At 37.6% G+C, this 15,215-nt stretch carries 10 protein-coding genes and 3 rRNA genes; 1 reads left to right on the top strand and 12 read right to left on the bottom strand.

Annotation, left to right across the window (positions count from 1 at the left end; translation table 11 throughout):
* Window positions 1–12 precede the first annotated feature (12 nt).
* The 11 genes from purQ to PY770_RS02915 form a co-directional block, all read right to left on the bottom strand.
* Complete coding sequence (gene purQ, locus PY770_RS02965; protein WP_103423297.1) at window positions 13–663, bottom strand: phosphoribosylformylglycinamidine synthase subunit PurQ; 651 nt, start codon at window positions 661–663, stop codon at window positions 13–15.
* A gap of 1 nt (window position 664) precedes the next feature.
* The gene (gene purS, locus PY770_RS02960; RefSeq protein ID WP_056957662.1) at window positions 665–919 is read right to left on the bottom strand and encodes a phosphoribosylformylglycinamidine synthase subunit PurS; all 255 of its coding nucleotides are present in this window, start codon (window positions 917–919) and stop codon (window positions 665–667) included.
* Between the two features lie 2 nt (window positions 920–921).
* Entirely contained in the window at window positions 922–1,650 is a 729-nt protein-coding gene (gene purC / locus PY770_RS02955; protein WP_056957663.1) for a phosphoribosylaminoimidazolesuccinocarboxamide synthase, read from the bottom strand.
* Window positions 1,637–2,773, bottom strand: a complete 1,137-nt coding sequence (purK, locus tag PY770_RS02950) for a 5-(carboxyamino)imidazole ribonucleotide synthase (RefSeq protein ID WP_275046073.1) — start codon at window positions 2,771–2,773, stop codon at window positions 1,637–1,639. Before purK ends, purC begins: the two co-directional genes overlap by 14 nt.
* Entirely contained in the window at window positions 2,763–3,254 is a 492-nt protein-coding gene (purE, locus tag PY770_RS02945; protein WP_103423295.1) for a 5-(carboxyamino)imidazole ribonucleotide mutase, read from the bottom strand. Before purE ends, purK begins: the two co-directional genes overlap by 11 nt.
* A 192-nt stretch (window positions 3,255–3,446) precedes the next feature.
* Window positions 3,447–4,268: a hypothetical protein gene (locus tag PY770_RS02940; protein WP_103428683.1), complete on the bottom strand. Its 822-nt coding sequence runs from the start codon at window positions 4,266–4,268 to the stop codon at window positions 3,447–3,449.
* A gap of 78 nt (window positions 4,269–4,346) precedes the next feature.
* A 5S ribosomal RNA gene (rrf, locus tag PY770_RS02935) occupies window positions 4,347–4,463 on the bottom strand.
* An 83-nt stretch (window positions 4,464–4,546) separates the two neighbouring features.
* Window positions 4,547–7,462, bottom strand: a 23S ribosomal RNA gene (locus PY770_RS02930).
* A gap of 221 nt (window positions 7,463–7,683) precedes the next feature.
* A 16S ribosomal RNA gene (locus PY770_RS02925) occupies window positions 7,684–9,261 on the bottom strand.
* Together the 16S, 23S and 5S rRNA genes form the textbook arrangement of a ribosomal RNA operon.
* A 345-nt stretch (window positions 9,262–9,606) precedes the next feature.
* Entirely contained in the window at window positions 9,607–10,878 is a 1,272-nt protein-coding gene (locus tag PY770_RS02920; RefSeq protein WP_275046096.1) for a dihydrolipoyl dehydrogenase family protein, read from the bottom strand.
* Between the two features lie 46 nt (window positions 10,879–10,924).
* A protein-coding gene (locus PY770_RS02915; RefSeq protein WP_275046072.1) for an IS3 family transposase occupies window positions 10,925–11,937 on the bottom strand; the annotation gives its coding sequence in 2 pieces (ribosomal slippage) (window positions 10,925–11,742 and window positions 11,742–11,937; 1,014 coding nt in all).
* Between the two features lie 489 nt (window positions 11,938–12,426).
* On the opposite strand from PY770_RS02915, the gene PY770_RS02910 reads away from it, so the two are divergent.
* Window positions 12,427–13,503 (top strand): hypothetical protein, encoded by a 1,077-nt coding sequence (locus PY770_RS02910; RefSeq protein WP_103429115.1) that lies wholly within the window; start codon window positions 12,427–12,429, stop codon window positions 13,501–13,503.
* A 73-nt stretch (window positions 13,504–13,576) separates the two neighbouring features.
* On the opposite strand, the gene PY770_RS02905 is transcribed toward PY770_RS02910, so the two are convergent.
* Window positions 13,577–15,193 (bottom strand): ArnT family glycosyltransferase, encoded by a 1,617-nt coding sequence (locus PY770_RS02905; protein ID WP_103429116.1) that lies wholly within the window; start codon window positions 15,191–15,193, stop codon window positions 13,577–13,579.
* Between the last annotated feature and the right edge of the window lie 22 nt (window positions 15,194–15,215).

The following is a 15,215-nucleotide window of genomic DNA, read 5'->3' as shown; positions in this document are numbered from 1 at the left end:
CTTGTCTATCAACTAATTATCTAAAATACTCTCAAATAATTTTCTACCGTCTGTATTACCTAAAATAGCTTCAATGGCACGTTCTGGATGAGGCATCATGCCTAAAACATTCCCTTTTTGGTTCGTAATTCCAGCAATATCGTCAGTTGAGCCATTTACGTTGGTTTGATATTTAAATACAATTTGGTGATTTTTTTCTAATGAGTCGATTGTAGCTTGATCAGCATAATAGCGACCTTCACCATGTGCAACTGGCAAAGTGATTTCGCTTGTTTGATAATCACGACTGAATTTGGTATCAGGATTAGTAACCTCCATTTTAACTTCATCACAAATGAAGCCTGGATGTTCGTTTTGCATTAATTGACCAGGCAATAACCCAGCTTCGGTTAAAATTTGAAATCCGTTACAGATTCCGACAATCGTTTTACCTGCTTCATCAGCCTGCTTAACGGCTTCCATAATTGGAGAAAAACGAGCAATGGCCCCGGAACGGAGATAATCACCAAACGAAAATCCTCCCGGTAAGAAGATAGCATCGTAATCACTTAAATCAGTTTCATTATGTGAAACTAACGTTGCATCAACCTTAAAATCTTTTAAAGCGTGCATCATATCCATGTCACAATTTGAACCAGGAAATTGAATTACAGCAGCTTTCATGCTAATCCCCCAATTCTTTTAAATCATAACGATAGGTTTCGGTATTGGCATTAATTAAAAGAGCTTCAATCATTTTTACTAATTCTTGTTTAGCATTTTCCATATCAGTAGCAGCAAATTTAATTTCAAAATATTTTCCTTGCTTCACAGATTCAATTTTTTCAAAACCCATGTGCGTTAAACCTGACTTAATAACTTCACCTTGAGGATCTAAAACTGACTTTTTGTATGAAACGTAAACTCTACCAAAATACATATTTATTCTCCTAATTCTTGTTTCAAACGATTCAAGACAACGGCATATCCATCAATTAAATTACCGGTTTCTTTTCTAAACACATCTTTATCAAGTGACTTGCCAGTTGCTTGGTCAACTAGACGCATGTTATCAGGTGAAAGTTCGTCACCTAGAATTAATTGACCATCACTAGTGATTCCGAATTCAAATTTAATATCAACTAAATCAATCTTAATTCGGTTAAATAAAGCCTTTAAGTCTTCGTTAATTTTAAGTGCTTGTGCTTGAATGAATTTAATTTGATCTTCATCAACAATCTTAAGCGCTAAAATTTGGGAATTGTTAATCATGGGATCGTCTAATTCGTCTGATTTGTAATAAAATTCTTGAACGGGAGGATCTAATTTCATCATATTCTTAACTGCAAAACGAGTGACAAAATGACCTGAAGCAAAGTTTCTAACTACGACTTCTAAGGGGATCATCTTTAACCGTTTTACAACGACATCAGTATCGCTTTCTAGGCTAATAAAATGAGTTGGAACCCCTTGACCATTTAGATAATTAAATAACAATGAACTAATGTGATTGGTGTAGTAACCTTTGTTGGCAATGGCTACTTTCTTTTTTCCGTTTAAAGCAGTTGCTTGGTCTTTACTGTGCACCCATAAAACTTCTGGGTCATCAGTAGCATACATAATCTTGGCCTTACCTTCAGTGATTTGTTCGCCTTTTTTAAATGTTTTCATGATGTGTATTCTCCCATTCTGCTAAGTCAGTACTATTTTTGGCGCCTAAAACGGTGATATGTCCCATTTTTCGTTTAGGTTTAATTTGATCTTTTTGATAATCGTGAAAATGCCATTCTGGATGACTAACTAAGTCATTTAGGGCTTGTGTAATTTGGTCACCTAATAAATTAATCATGCGAATTGAATCATCAAGTTGTTCGATTGGTGCAATTGGTAAGCCTGTGATACTACGAATGTGACCTTCAAATTGTGAAACATTACAACCTTCAATGGAATAGTGCCCAGAGTTATGTGGACGTGGTGCTAATTCATTAACATAAACTTCATCACCCACCACAAACATTTCAATCCCTAACACTCCACTTAAATCTAAAGCATGAGCAATTTTTCCGGCATATTCATGAGCTGCTTGAACCAATTTTGGTGATAATTCATCATTAACAACTGTCGTTTTTAAAATGTGATCTTGATGAGTATTTTGCGCAATTGGCCAGGTTTTTACTTCTTGATTACCATCGCGCGTTACCATAATACTAATTTCTTGATCAAACGCTAATTTCTTTTCCAAAATTAGAGGTACATCAATTTTTCCATTTAACCTATGTAAAACTGCTTGCATCTGAGTTTCATTATCAATATTCCACTGACCGTGACCATCATAACCACCACTCCGCGTTTTTAAAATAGCAGGATAACCAATTTTAGCAGCTGCAGCAGGTAAGTCATCAATTGATTCCACGTTAGCAAAGTTAGTGACGGGTAAACCCGCCCTTTGAATAAATTCTTTTTCTAGTAATCGATCAGAAGTGACTTTTAAGAGATTGGTTCCTTGAGGGACGCTTACTAAATCTGAAACCTGTTTTAAAGCATCTGTGTCAACATTTTCAAATTCATAAGTTAATACATCACAACGTTTAGCAAGCTTCGTTAAAGCAATAACGTCATCATATTCGGCAATAATTTGATCATCGGAAACTTGACCAGCTGGAGAATTGGGTTGCGGATCTAAAATAATGACATTGTAACCCATTGGTTTGGCTGCTTCTGCCATCATTCGGCCCAACTGCCCCCCACCGATAATCCCAATCGTTGCTGGAGGAACAATTAAATTATTCTTCATCTAATTGAGCCTCGCTTTCTAACACACCTTGAGCAGCTTCTTTTCTAAAGTTAATTACATTCTTCCGAATTTCTGGATTAGTCATTGCAAGAATTTGTGCAGCCAAGTAACCAGCATTTTTAGCACCGGATGTCCCAATTGCAACAGTTGCGACTGGCACTCCAGAAGGCATTTGTACAATACTTAATAATGAATCAAGTCCATTGAGAGCCTTACTTTGTACAGGAACCCCGATTACTGGAACAATTGTATTAGCAGCAATCATACCTGGTAGGTGAGCGGCGCCACCTGCACCAGCAATTATTACGGAGACATCATTATCGAGTGCTCCCTTAGCAAATTTAGTCAATAAATCAGGAGTGCGATGAGCTGAGATAATTTTTTTGTCATATGAAACACCTAAATCATCCAAAACCTTTGCAGTTTCTTTCATTGTTGGCCAATCTGAAATTGATCCCATCACAATCATAACTTTCGTCATTATTATTCTCCTTAAAATTCGCATTTGAAAAATCTTTCATACAAATTAAACCATATAAAAACATTATATGTCAATTAATATTTACTTTTATTGTACTTTTAAGAATAATGTTCGTGTTTTGCTTTACGAAAAATAATAGTAAATAAAAAGGACAGAATTCATGACGAATTCTGTCTTTCATATTTGTCTCAATTAATAATAAACGGGAGTGTCCTCTACCAGTTTGTCAAGTAACATTTTTGCCTTTTTACTAAGGCTATCAAATTTATGATTATTTCTAGCAAATCGATATTCTTGATTTAATTTTTTATAATTATATTTTATAAAAACATCGTTTCTGACTTTTCGATTATATTTTTTTATTGACTTGTAATTTTTTAACAATTCCAATGTTTTTTGATTGGGAAAAATAATATTTTCTAAATTTTCATGAGACTTATGTTCAATTTGATTTAAAAATTTACTAGCATAAAGATATTCTTTTACATACTCAAATAAAGTTTTTCCAAATGTTCCATTCCCCATATAGCGCTTACTTGGTCGTAATTTCTTAGTGTTTGAGCGCATCATCCAAATACAAGAACGAATAAAGCGACCATTGCTTAAATAAACTAACAGATTTCGATTTTCATATAAGCATTCTGAAAGTTTAAATAATTTATCATACATTATTTTGTTATCTTGATAACTTCCAATCATAAATGGTTTTTGAAAAAATGTTTCAATTATATTTGGATCACCTTTCATAATTAAATGAAATAATTCTGGAATTGCGATTAACTTAACTTCACAATTTTCTAGTCTAACAAAATTTTCTTTTTCCATATTTTGAGTCAATAATTCTAGCTTAGTTGGAACATAAAATACATAAAAATCAACATCACTAGTTTCTGTTGCTAATGATTGTAATTGTGATCCTGTTTCATAAACCAAAAAGTATTTATAATTTTCATCATTTAAATATTTTTTTAGACATTTTAATCCAATTTCTTCTTTATTATTTAACTTTTTCATATTATTTACCTCCGTTAAATATTAATTCTATATGTTATAAAAAAAGCCGATAACCGCAGTTATCGACTTTTTTATATTGCGTGGCAACGTCCTATCCTCGCAGGGGGCGATCCCCCAACTACTTTTGGCGTGCTGAAGCTTAACTTCTGTGTTCGGCATGGAAACAGGTGTATCCTTCAGGCTATCGCCACCACACTATTTTTTGTGAGAACTTTGTTCTCTCAAAACTAGACAATATCATTTTCTTCCGATTAACTTCCATTGTATCTTCATTCTACTTGGTTAAGTCCTCGACTGATTAGTATTAGTCCGCTTCACGTATCACTACGCTTCCACTTCTAACCTATCTACCTGATCATCTTTCAGGAGTCTTACTTCCATATAGGAATGGGAAATCTCATCTTGAGGCGAGTTTCACACTTAGATGCTTTCAGCGTTTATCTCATCCATACATAGCTACTCAGCAATGCGCCTGGCGGCGCAACTGATACACCAGCGGTATGTCCATCCCGGTCCTCTCGTACTAGGGACAGCTCCTCTCAAATTTCCTGCGCCCGCGACGGATAGGGACCGAACTGTCTCACGACGTTCTGAACCCAGCTCGCGTACCGCTTTAATGGGCGAACAGCCCAACCCTTGGGACCAACTACAGCCCCAGGATGCGATGAGCCGACATCGAGGTGCCAAACCTCCCCGTCGATGTGAACTCTTGGGGGAGATAAGCCTGTTATCCCCAGGGTAGCTTTTATCCGTTGAGCGATGGCCCTTCCATATGGTACCACCGGATCACTAAGTCCGACTTTCGTCCCTGCTCGACCTGTTTGTCTCGCAGTCAAGCTTGCTTTTGCCTTTACACTTTAGGAATGATTTCCAACCATTCTAAGCAAACCTTTGAGCGCCTCCGTTACTGTTTAGGAGGCGACCGCCCCAGTCAAACTGCCAACCAGACACTGTCTCCGCGCACGATCAGTGCGCAGGGTTAGAGTGTTCACATAACAAGGGTAGTATCCCACTGACGCCTCCACCGAGACTAGCGTCCCGGCTTCTATGGCTCCTACCTATCCTGTACAAGTTATGTAAACACCCAATATCAAGCTACAGTAAAGCTCCATGGGGTCTTTCCGTCCTGTCGCGGGTAACCTGCTTCTTCACAGGTATCTTAATTTCACCGAGTCTATCGTTGAGACAGTACTCAAATCGTTACGCCTTTCGTGCGGGTCGGAACTTACCCGACAAGGAATTTCGCTACCTTAGGACCGTTATAGTTACGGCCGCCGTTTACTGGGGCTTCATTTCGGTGCTTCGCCGAAGCTAACACTTCCACTTAACCTTCCAGCACCGGGCAGGCGTCAGCCCATATACTTCATCTTACGATTTTGCATAAACCTGTGTTTTTGATAAACAGTCGTTTGAGTCTTTTCACTGCGGCTGGCCGTGAGGCCAGCACCCCTTCTTCCGAAGTTACGGGGTCATTTTGCCGAGTTCCTTAACGATAGTTCTCTCGCTCACCTGAGGATACTCTCCTCGACTACCTGTGTCGGTTTGCGGTACGGGTAATTAATTACTAACTAGAAGCTTTTCTCGGCAGTGTGACGTCAGATACTTCTCTACTTAAATTTCGATCCTCATCATCGCTTGTCAACCCGCTTAAAAGCATTTGACTCTTAAACTGACTTACGATTTGAACACACATTTCCAATCGTGTGCATATCTTAGCCTACTGCGTCCCTCCATCGTTCAAACATAATTAACTAGTACAGGAATCTCAACCTGTTATCCATCGCCTACGCTTCTCAGCCTCGGCTTAGGTCCCGACTAACCCTGGGTGGACGAGCCTTCCCCAGGAAACCTTAGTCATTCGGTGGATCAGATTCTCACTGATCTTTCGCTACTCATACCGGCATTCTCACTTCTAAGCGCTCCAGTAGTCCTTACGGTCTACCTTCATTGCCCTTAGAACGCTCTCCTATCACGCAACATAGTTGCGTCCGCAGTCTCGGTAATATGCTTAGCCCCGGTAAATTTTCGGCGCAGAATCACTCGACTAGTGAGCTATTACGCACTCTTTAAATGGTGGCTGCTTCTGAGCCAACATCCTAGTTGTCTATGCAACTCCACTTCCTTTTCCACTTAGCATATATTTAGGGACCTTAACTGGCGGTCTGGGCTGTTCCCCTTTCGACGATGGATCTTATCACTCATCGTCTGACTCCCGGACATAAATCAATGGTATTCGGAGTTTATCTGAACTCAGTAATCCTAGATGGACCCCTTGCTCAAACAGTGGCTCTACCTCCATGATTCTAATTCCGAGGCTAGCCCTAAAGCTATTTCGGAGAGAACCAGCTATCTCCAAGTTCGTTTGGAATTTCACCGCTACCCACACCTCATCCCAGCACTTTTCAACGTACACGGGTTCGGACCTCCGGTGCGTATTACCGCACTTTCATCCTGGACATGGGTAGATCACCTGGTTTCGGGTCTACGGCAACATACTATGGCGCCCTATTAAGACTCGCTTTCGCTACGGCTCCGCTTTTTCGGCTTAACCTTGCATGCAACTGTAACTCGCCGGTTCATTCTACAAGAGGCACGCCATCACCCATTAACGGGCTCTGACTGCTTGTAGGCACATGGTTTCAGGAACTATTTCACTCCCCTTCCGGGGTGCTTTTCACCTTTCCCTCACGGTACTGGTTCACTATCGGTCACTAGGGAGTATTTAGCCTTGGGAGATGGTCCTCCCAGATTCCGACGACGTTTCACGTGTGTCGCCGTACTCAGGATCCTGAACTGAGGGTATTCGATTTCGTTTACGAGACTATCACTCTCTTTGGTGTAGCTTCCCAACTACTTCAACTATCAAATACTTTTGTAACTCAAATGTTCAGTCCTACAACCCCGAACCACAAGGGTTCGGTTTGGGCTATTCCCCGTTCGCTCGCCGCTACTTAGGGAATCGAAATTTCTTTATATTCCTGTGGGTACTTAGATGTTTCAGTTCCCCACGTCTGCCTCTGCATAGCTATGTATTCACTATGCAGTGACCAGTCATAACACTGGTCGAGTTTCCTCATTCGGAAATCTCCGGATCAAAGCTTACGTACAGCTCCCCGAAGCTTATCGCAGTTAGTTGCGTCCTTCATCGGCTCCTAGTACCAAGGCATTCACCATGCGCCCTTATTAACTTAACCTATAATCCTACGGATTATAAATCATTTGAGTTTTAGCGATTAAAACTAATTAAAAAACTCAAAAATAACACAATGGTTATTTCTCGGTTCAATTATATATAAAAATATAATTATTACAGAAAATAATATTATCTAGTTTTCAAAGAACAAAATTAAGAGAGTAGATACTCTCAAAACTGACCAAGATTTTGATTAATGTAAGGTTCCGAATTATTCCTTAGAAAGGAGGTGATCCAGCCGCAGGTTCTCCTACGGCTACCTTGTTACGACTTCACCCTAATCATCTGTCCCACCTTAGGCGGCGGACTCCTAAAAAGGTTATCCAACCGACTTTGGGTGTTACAAACTCTCATGGTGTGACGGGCGGTGTGTACAAGACCCGGGAACGTATTCACCGTGGCATGCTGATCCACGATTACTAGCGATTCCAACTTCATGCAGTCGAGTTGCAGACTGCAATCCGAACTGAGAACGACTTTAAGAGATTAGCTTGACCTCGCGGTTTCGCAACTCGTTGTATCGCCCATTGTAGCACGTGTGTAGCCCAGGACATAAGGGGCATGATGATTTGACGTCATCCCCACCTTCCTCCGGTTTATCACCGGCAGTCTCTCTAGAGTGCCCAACTTAATGCTGGCAACTAAAGACAAGGGTTGCGCTCGTTGCGGGACTTAACCCAACATCTCACGACACGAGCTGACGACAACCATGCACCACCTGTCATTCTGTCCCCGAAGGGAACGTCTAATCTCTTAGATTGGCAGAAGATGTCAAGTCCTGGTAAGGTTCTTCGCGTAGCATCGAATTAAACCACATGCTCCACCGCTTGTGCGGGTCCCCGTCAATTCCTTTGAGTTTCAACCTTGCGGTCGTACTCCCCAGGCGGAATGCTTAATGCGTTAGCTGCGGCACTGAAAGGCGGAAACCTTCCAACACCTAGCATTCATCGTTTACGGCATGGACTACCAGGGTATCTAATCCTGTTTGCTACCCATGCTTTCGAGCCTCAGCGTCAGTTACAGACCAGATAGCCGCCTTCGCCACTGGTGTTCCTTCATATATCTACGCATTTCACCGCTACACATGAAGTTCCACTATCCTTTTCTGCACTCAAGTTTATCAGTTTCCGATGCACTTCTCCGGTTAAGCCGAAGGCTTTCACATCAGACTTAATAAACCGCCTGCGCTCCCTTTACGCCCAATAAATCCGGACAACGTTTGCCACCTACGTATTACCGCGGCTGCTGGCACGTAGTTAGCCGTGACTTTCTGGTTAGATACCGTCATACCGTGAGCAGTTGCTCTCACGGCTGTTCTTCTCTAACAACAGAGTTTTACGAGCCGAAACCCTTCTTCACTCACGCGGCGTTGCTCCATCAGACTTTCGTCCATTGTGGAAGATTCCCTACTGCTGCCTCCCGTAGGAGTATGGGCCGTGTCTCAGTCCCATTGTGGCAGATTACCCTCTCAGGTCTGCTACGTATCATTGCCTTGGTGAGCTATTATCTCACCAACTAGCTAATACGCCGCGGGTCCATCCAGAAGCACTAGCACAAAGGCCAGCTTTCAAACAAGAACCATGTGGTTCTTGTTGTTATACGGTATTAGCATCTGTTTCCAGGTGTTATCCCCTTCTTCTGGGCAGGTTACCCACGTGTTACTCACCAGTTCGCCACTCAGTCGGATCCAAAATCATCTTAGTGCAAGCACTAAGAATCAATTGGGCGACTTCGTTCGACTTGCATGTATTAGGCACGCCGCCAACGTTCGTCCTGAGCCAGGATCAAACTCTCATTTTAAAAATGAGAACTTTACTAGCTCTTATTTATTTGTTTTTGCAAATTGACATTGCATATTTGTTTAATCTTTAAACTAAGTTTAAAGATTATCCTTACACATATTGTAATCAAAATCTTGTTCAGTTTTCAAAGATCTACTCAATAACGTATCGTCACAAACGGTACTTTATTAATATATCACGTTGATCAAGAAAGGTCAAGAAATTTAATTAACTTTTTTAAATTAATTTATCTTCAAAAATTTTCCGCGTCAACAATATTTAACTATATACTAATGAAAATAAGATGTCAACAATTTGGTCGAAAAAAGTCAAAATATTTAACTGTTTATTTTACTTCATAAAATTACAATTTAGACCATGATTCAGAACCAATGGTTGGAAACAAACTAATCATGTGTTTAATCTGTTTAGGAGTTAGCTGGTATTCAATTGCAGGAAGAATCGTACTAATTGAATCTTCTGCTTGATCACTAACTTCAGTTGCTCCCACTAGCACCCCATGATTATCATAAATTAGTTTACTAGTTCCTTCATTTTCATTTTTAGTCATCTGAAACCAGTCAGTAGCCAAATCTACATCTTTAATAGTATATTTATTGGAATTTGTTTCATCCTCATCTACTGAAATACCCACTTGAGCAATTCTTGGCGTCGTAAAAACTGCACTTGGAACAGCTGGATAATCAATCGATTTATCAGTTACACCAGAAAATAAATCAGTTAGGTATTCTGATTCGAAAATGGCAGTTGGAGTTAATTTCCCAACCTTTTTATCTAATACATCACCAGCTGCATAAATACTAGGAATATTCGTTTGTAAATGATCATTAACCTCGATTCCTTGATGATTATATTTCACACCAACTTCATCTAACCCAATTCCTTCTACATTAGCTGGACGTCCCGTAGCATTTAAAACCCAATCAGCTTTAAAATCGCCTTGATTAGTTTTAACTATTAAGTCATCATCAATTTTTTCAATTGATTGAGGATTAACGTTAGTAACAAATTTAACATCTAATTCAGCTAACTTATTTAATACAACTTTTACAAATGGCTGATAGAATTTTCTCAAAGCAACGTAATGATGCATTAAAACCGTTACTTTGGTACCCAAAGCTGCAGCAATATTAGCAAATTCGAGTGCAATGTAACCAGAACCAATCACCGTCATCCGCTCGAGTTGGTTTTTTAAGGATAGAAAATCAGTTCCGTCATGAGTAAGTTCATTACCAGAAATATCTAATTTACGATAATGTGCACCAGTTGCAATCACAATTTTATCTGCAGAATATTCTTTATTACCTACTTTAATACTGTGGTCATCAACTAACTTGCCTTTGCCGTATATTAAATCTATTCCTGCATTAGTCATCATATTACCAATTGCTTCAGGCAATGGTTGAATCACTTCATCCTTATGTTCAACGTTATCTTTCCAATTAATTTCTGGAATTCCAGCTAATTCCGAGCCTTGCAATTCCTTAACATCATGTTGAGTGGTAGTAATCATATCAAGTAAAATTTTTGCATTACAGCCACGATTAGGACAAGTTCCACCAATCAAACCATCCTCAATTACACCAATTTTAAAACCTTTACTAGCTAAAGGAATAGCACCGTTAAACGTGCTCCTATGTCAATAAATGGCACAAATTTAGTTAGACAGCTATTCTAATTCTTTCCGTGTTGTACCAGTGAATATAATTTTCTGTTTTTAATACCACATCTTCAAAACTTGTAAATCTAGTTTGAAAGGCAAACTCACGTTTTAAGATTGAATGAAATGCTTCAATTGGACCATTGTCATATGGATGTCCTTTTTGTGAGTAAGAGTGCCTAATTTCATGTCCCTCAAGGACATGCTCAAATATTGAACTAGTATATTGGCTTCCCATATCTGAATGTAAATATTCTGGTTTTTTATTTTTCTTTAATGCTTCAATTAAAGTATGGCTTACTAATTTACTAGTCATATGTTTTGAAACCTTTTGAGATAAAATTTTATAGGTCTGGTCATCAAAGACGGTACTTAAGTAAACCCAGACACCTTTTTCTAATTGTAGATAGGTAATATCAGCACGCCAAATAGACTTTCCACTAAGATTTTTAATTAGATTTGGTCTTTGATCATAATCAACATGAATTCCTGGCTTTTTAAATCGTCTACACATAAGTGATCTAATTCCAAGCTCCTTCATCAAACGTGTAATTCTTCTAATACTAAAGTTAATCCCTAGCTCTCTTTGGAGAGCTACTTTAAGTCTTGGGGCTCTGTATGCTTTGTAGTTTTTAGACCATGCTTCCTTTAGGAATGGTTTGACTTTTTCCTCTAACATTTTTCTATAATTTGGAGTGTAATTTATCCAGTTATAATATGTTCTTCTGGGAACTTGAAGGGCCTTTAAAATAATAGTAAGGCGATGATTCTCAGCTAAAAATCGGTTGATTAATGGTAAATGTGTTTCTCGTTTGACTTTTTCCCTAAGATCATCGCCGCTGCTTTTAAAATTTCATTTTCTTCCTTTAAATCCTCATACTCTTTCTTTAGTTTTAAAAAGTCTTTTCTTGTGATTGGTTTTCCATCATCTACAGAGACTAATTTTTCATCATTGTACAAAGCCACAAGGCTTTGTTTAAATTCTAGTGAATATCTTTTTGAACGATTTTTCATATAAAAAAACTCCTATCTGATTATAATTTCACACAAATTGTCTAAGTATTTGTGTGCCAATTATCAGTATAGAAGCAAAATAACGTAACCGTTGATTTTCAAAACCAACCATTTTATGTATACTCTGCGACTGGATCAACAATTAACGTTAATTCTAATTCACAAGCAGGACGTTTAACAGTACAAAATGTTAACCTTCAAAATTCAGGTAGTTCAAATACTGCAAGTTGGATAGGAAGTAAATACTATACTACCAATAAAGGAATTTTATTTTCCTCTACTCAAAGCAATGGACCAACAGCAACTTCCCCAACAATTGTTTATAAAAATATTAACTATAATTTTCCTGGTGATTTAACTTATAATCAGCCACTGACTACAAACTCAATACCCGTTGAATTTCAAGGAACAAATAATTTTGTTACGGGGACAACGTCCAATCAATTAGCACAAATCCCTAACATCAAAGTAACCTCAGGAACGACCACCATGACTGGAAATGGAGCAAATACCTTTCCTTATGGACTAATTAATAATACCAATAACCAAGCTTTTCCAATTGAAATAGCTAATGGAGCAACTTTAAATCTTAATAGTAATTCTTCAAGAGGTCAGATGTTTAATTTTTGGAATAATAATCCACTCCAAATTAATAACTCCGGAACTCTAAACCTTAATGATAGTGGTACATCAGATGTATTTAAGGGTGTCAATGGGGTTGATTTAACCAACAATGGTCAGGTTAATTTAACAGCATACAATTCAATCTTTAACAGTTCCAGCATGGGAACAGCGCAAGTAAACATGGATCTATCATCTAATTCTCAAACGGTTTTAGCATCCACAAATAATGCTCCATTTTCAAATTTTGGGTCCTGGGGTTCTGGAAGTCTAATTAAATTCCATCCGAATGCTAAGTTCTTATCATATAGCGGAATGACTTATTCTGCCGGAGGATTAACCAATATTTTAGATGCTTACGTCCCAGTTGAATTTATCGATTCAGGTTCAGGATCAAATGGTTATAAAACTAACCAAGTTCCAACGAATGTAAATTCTTATAAGAATTTAACTCCGATTTCCAGTAAATATAACAGTGCAAATAAGGTTATAAGTTCTAGTGACTTATCTGTTTTTGATGCAAATGCCCTCACTTTATCTGGAAAAATTGCATTTGCCGATAATAATCCAAACACATACAATTGGGATTACTCCCTCGATAAGTTACCAACTCAGACTGGCTTTCTTCCACGAACAAGTAGTGATAACTTGAGTTTTAATGTGATTGATTCCATATCAAATAAAGCAAAATTCCAAATTAACGCTACTTATAAACCAAATCAAACCAATCAGCCATTTACAATGTGGTTTGTTAACCAGAAACAACAAAATCAATTAAATCAAAGTGCACAAACGATTTTAACCAGTGATCAAATGGATAAAAATGGTGATAATTACCAAAAGAATTTTACAAATGATCAAGGATTAGTCATTAAGACTAACAATAAAGCAAAATCTGGTCAATATTCAGGTGTAGTGGACTGGACCCTTCAGTCCGGAATTTAATTAAATAGAAAATGACCCACACGCTTTTATTTTGTGAAAGTGCATGGGTCATTTTTTGTTGATTAACCAAAGCTTATTTTAATTTATATAAAATATATTCCATATCATTACCTTGTGAAATTTGAGAATGATGAGCTCTCATTTCATAATTCTGGTTCAGAGCTTTTAATCCCCTACCATAGGCATTTTTCTTATATGTTGTTTCAATTTGATGTTGTAAATTACTGTTCGAAGTCGTTTTAACACAGATAACGACCCATTGCACTTTGCGGTGCTTAATTGCATTTGCAGCTGTATTCATCATTGTTGGTAACTTATGGTAAGAAATATTGTTTCGTTCAAAGTAATGAATTGTAGGATATGCCCCTGAAGTTGTATAAAATCCATTTTCTAAAAATCCAAACGCTAACAAGGTTGGTCTACCCTTACTTTCATGACGCATAATCCTTCCAAATTCGATTTGAGCAGAACTAGTTGGATGCTTAACACCTAAATTAGATGTGATTGCTGGATTATTGGGTATGAATCGTGAAAACTGTAAATTAGAGTTCACCGATAAAGTCATACATAAAGCGAATATCCAACTGAAAATGAACACACTTTGCCATTTTTTAAAGGCAGATAGTTTCAACTTGTGACTCAAAGCAATTATCAAAAGGACAAATAAAACTAAAATATAGGGAAAATATGACAACAAATAATATGGCCCAAACGTTCCCCCACATAAAGCCAAAAGAGCATTGGTAAACATCATAATCATTAATAATGATTTAATAATCCACCCTGCTAGAATTTTACGACTAAAGAAAACAAACAATAAGCCTAATACAATTACAAAAGTGATTACTGGGTTACTAAACAGTAATAATTGAACAAACGTCCAAAGTGACATGCTTAATCTTTCGAACCAGGTTCCATTTACGGATCCATATCTAAAAATATTAGTATAAAAATAAACGTTAAAGAACTGTTTTAATCCATGAACCATTTCAAAATAAATTAGCCAAGGAACGGTCGTTGTTAAAAACCCTAAACCACTTGACCAAATTAAATTACGAACATCATTCCAACGATGCTTAATTGTATAATACATGAACATAAAAATATAAAATGCAATCCATGAACCAAGTAAAGTGTATTTAGAGAAAAATACTATTCCAACTAAACATCCTTGAAAATACCAGGTCCATTTGGAAATTATAAACTGATGCTGTTGTGCTTTTAAACTAACATAAATCAACGATAACATTGCTGGATACAAAAAGAATTCAACCGTTGCCCCATAAGAATAATATGGTTCCATTAAAACAAAAACTGGTGCAAACAGTGCAATAACAAATGCAACCTTAGTGGATGAAAATAATTTTCCAATTTTAAAAGTTAGCCATAAAATCGCAAATAAAATTGCAATTTCAAAAATTGCAGATCCTAAGAAAGTATGAAAAGAAATTAGCGAGGCCAACCCATATAAAAGATAAACAAATGGTCCCTTTTGTTCAAAAACATCCTTGTATGGTACAAAACCATGCATCATTGCCTTTCCAACCGTCATATAATTATTATTATCGCCAGAATAGTTAAATTCATAAATCGGAGAACTATAAGATAATAATCCAATTAAAACGATACTTAATAATAGAAACATTCCGATAATTAAAAAAATAGATTTTTTTTGTAATTTTTCAATCATTATTTACACCTTTGTTTATTAA

This window comes from Fructilactobacillus sanfranciscensis (assembly GCF_029023685.1).
Taxonomy (GTDB): domain Bacteria; phylum Bacillota; class Bacilli; order Lactobacillales; family Lactobacillaceae; genus Fructilactobacillus; species Fructilactobacillus sanfranciscensis.
Note: the sequence above shows the minus strand (reverse complement) of the source record. Positions and strands in the feature narration are given on the sequence as shown.

What these genes read in the sequence shown, in the direction of transcription:
- purQ (WP_103423297.1), bottom strand. Translation starts at nt 663, where the DNA reads ATGAAAGCTGCTGTAATTCAATTTCCTGGTTCAAATTGTGACATGGAT.
- purS (WP_056957662.1), bottom strand. Translation starts at nt 919, where the DNA reads ATGTATTTTGGTAGAGTTTACGTTTCATACAAAAAGTCAGTTTTAGAT.
- purC (WP_056957663.1), bottom strand. Translation starts at nt 1,650, where the DNA reads ATGAAAACATTTAAAAAAGGCGAACAAATCACTGAAGGTAAGGCCAAG.
- purK (WP_275046073.1), bottom strand. Translation starts at nt 2,773, where the DNA reads ATGAAGAATAATTTAATTGTTCCTCCAGCAACGATTGGGATTATCGGT.
- purE (WP_103423295.1), bottom strand. Translation starts at nt 3,254, where the DNA reads ATGACGAAAGTTATGATTGTGATGGGATCAATTTCAGATTGGCCAACA.
- PY770_RS02940 (WP_103428683.1), bottom strand. Translation starts at nt 4,268, where the DNA reads ATGAAAAAGTTAAATAATAAAGAAGAAATTGGATTAAAATGTCTAAAA.
- PY770_RS02910 (WP_103429115.1), top strand. Translation starts at nt 12,427, where the DNA reads ATGACTGGAAATGGAGCAAATACCTTTCCTTATGGACTAATTAATAAT.
- PY770_RS02905 (WP_103429116.1), bottom strand. Translation starts at nt 15,193, where the DNA reads ATGATTGAAAAATTACAAAAAAAATCTATTTTTTTAATTATCGGAATG.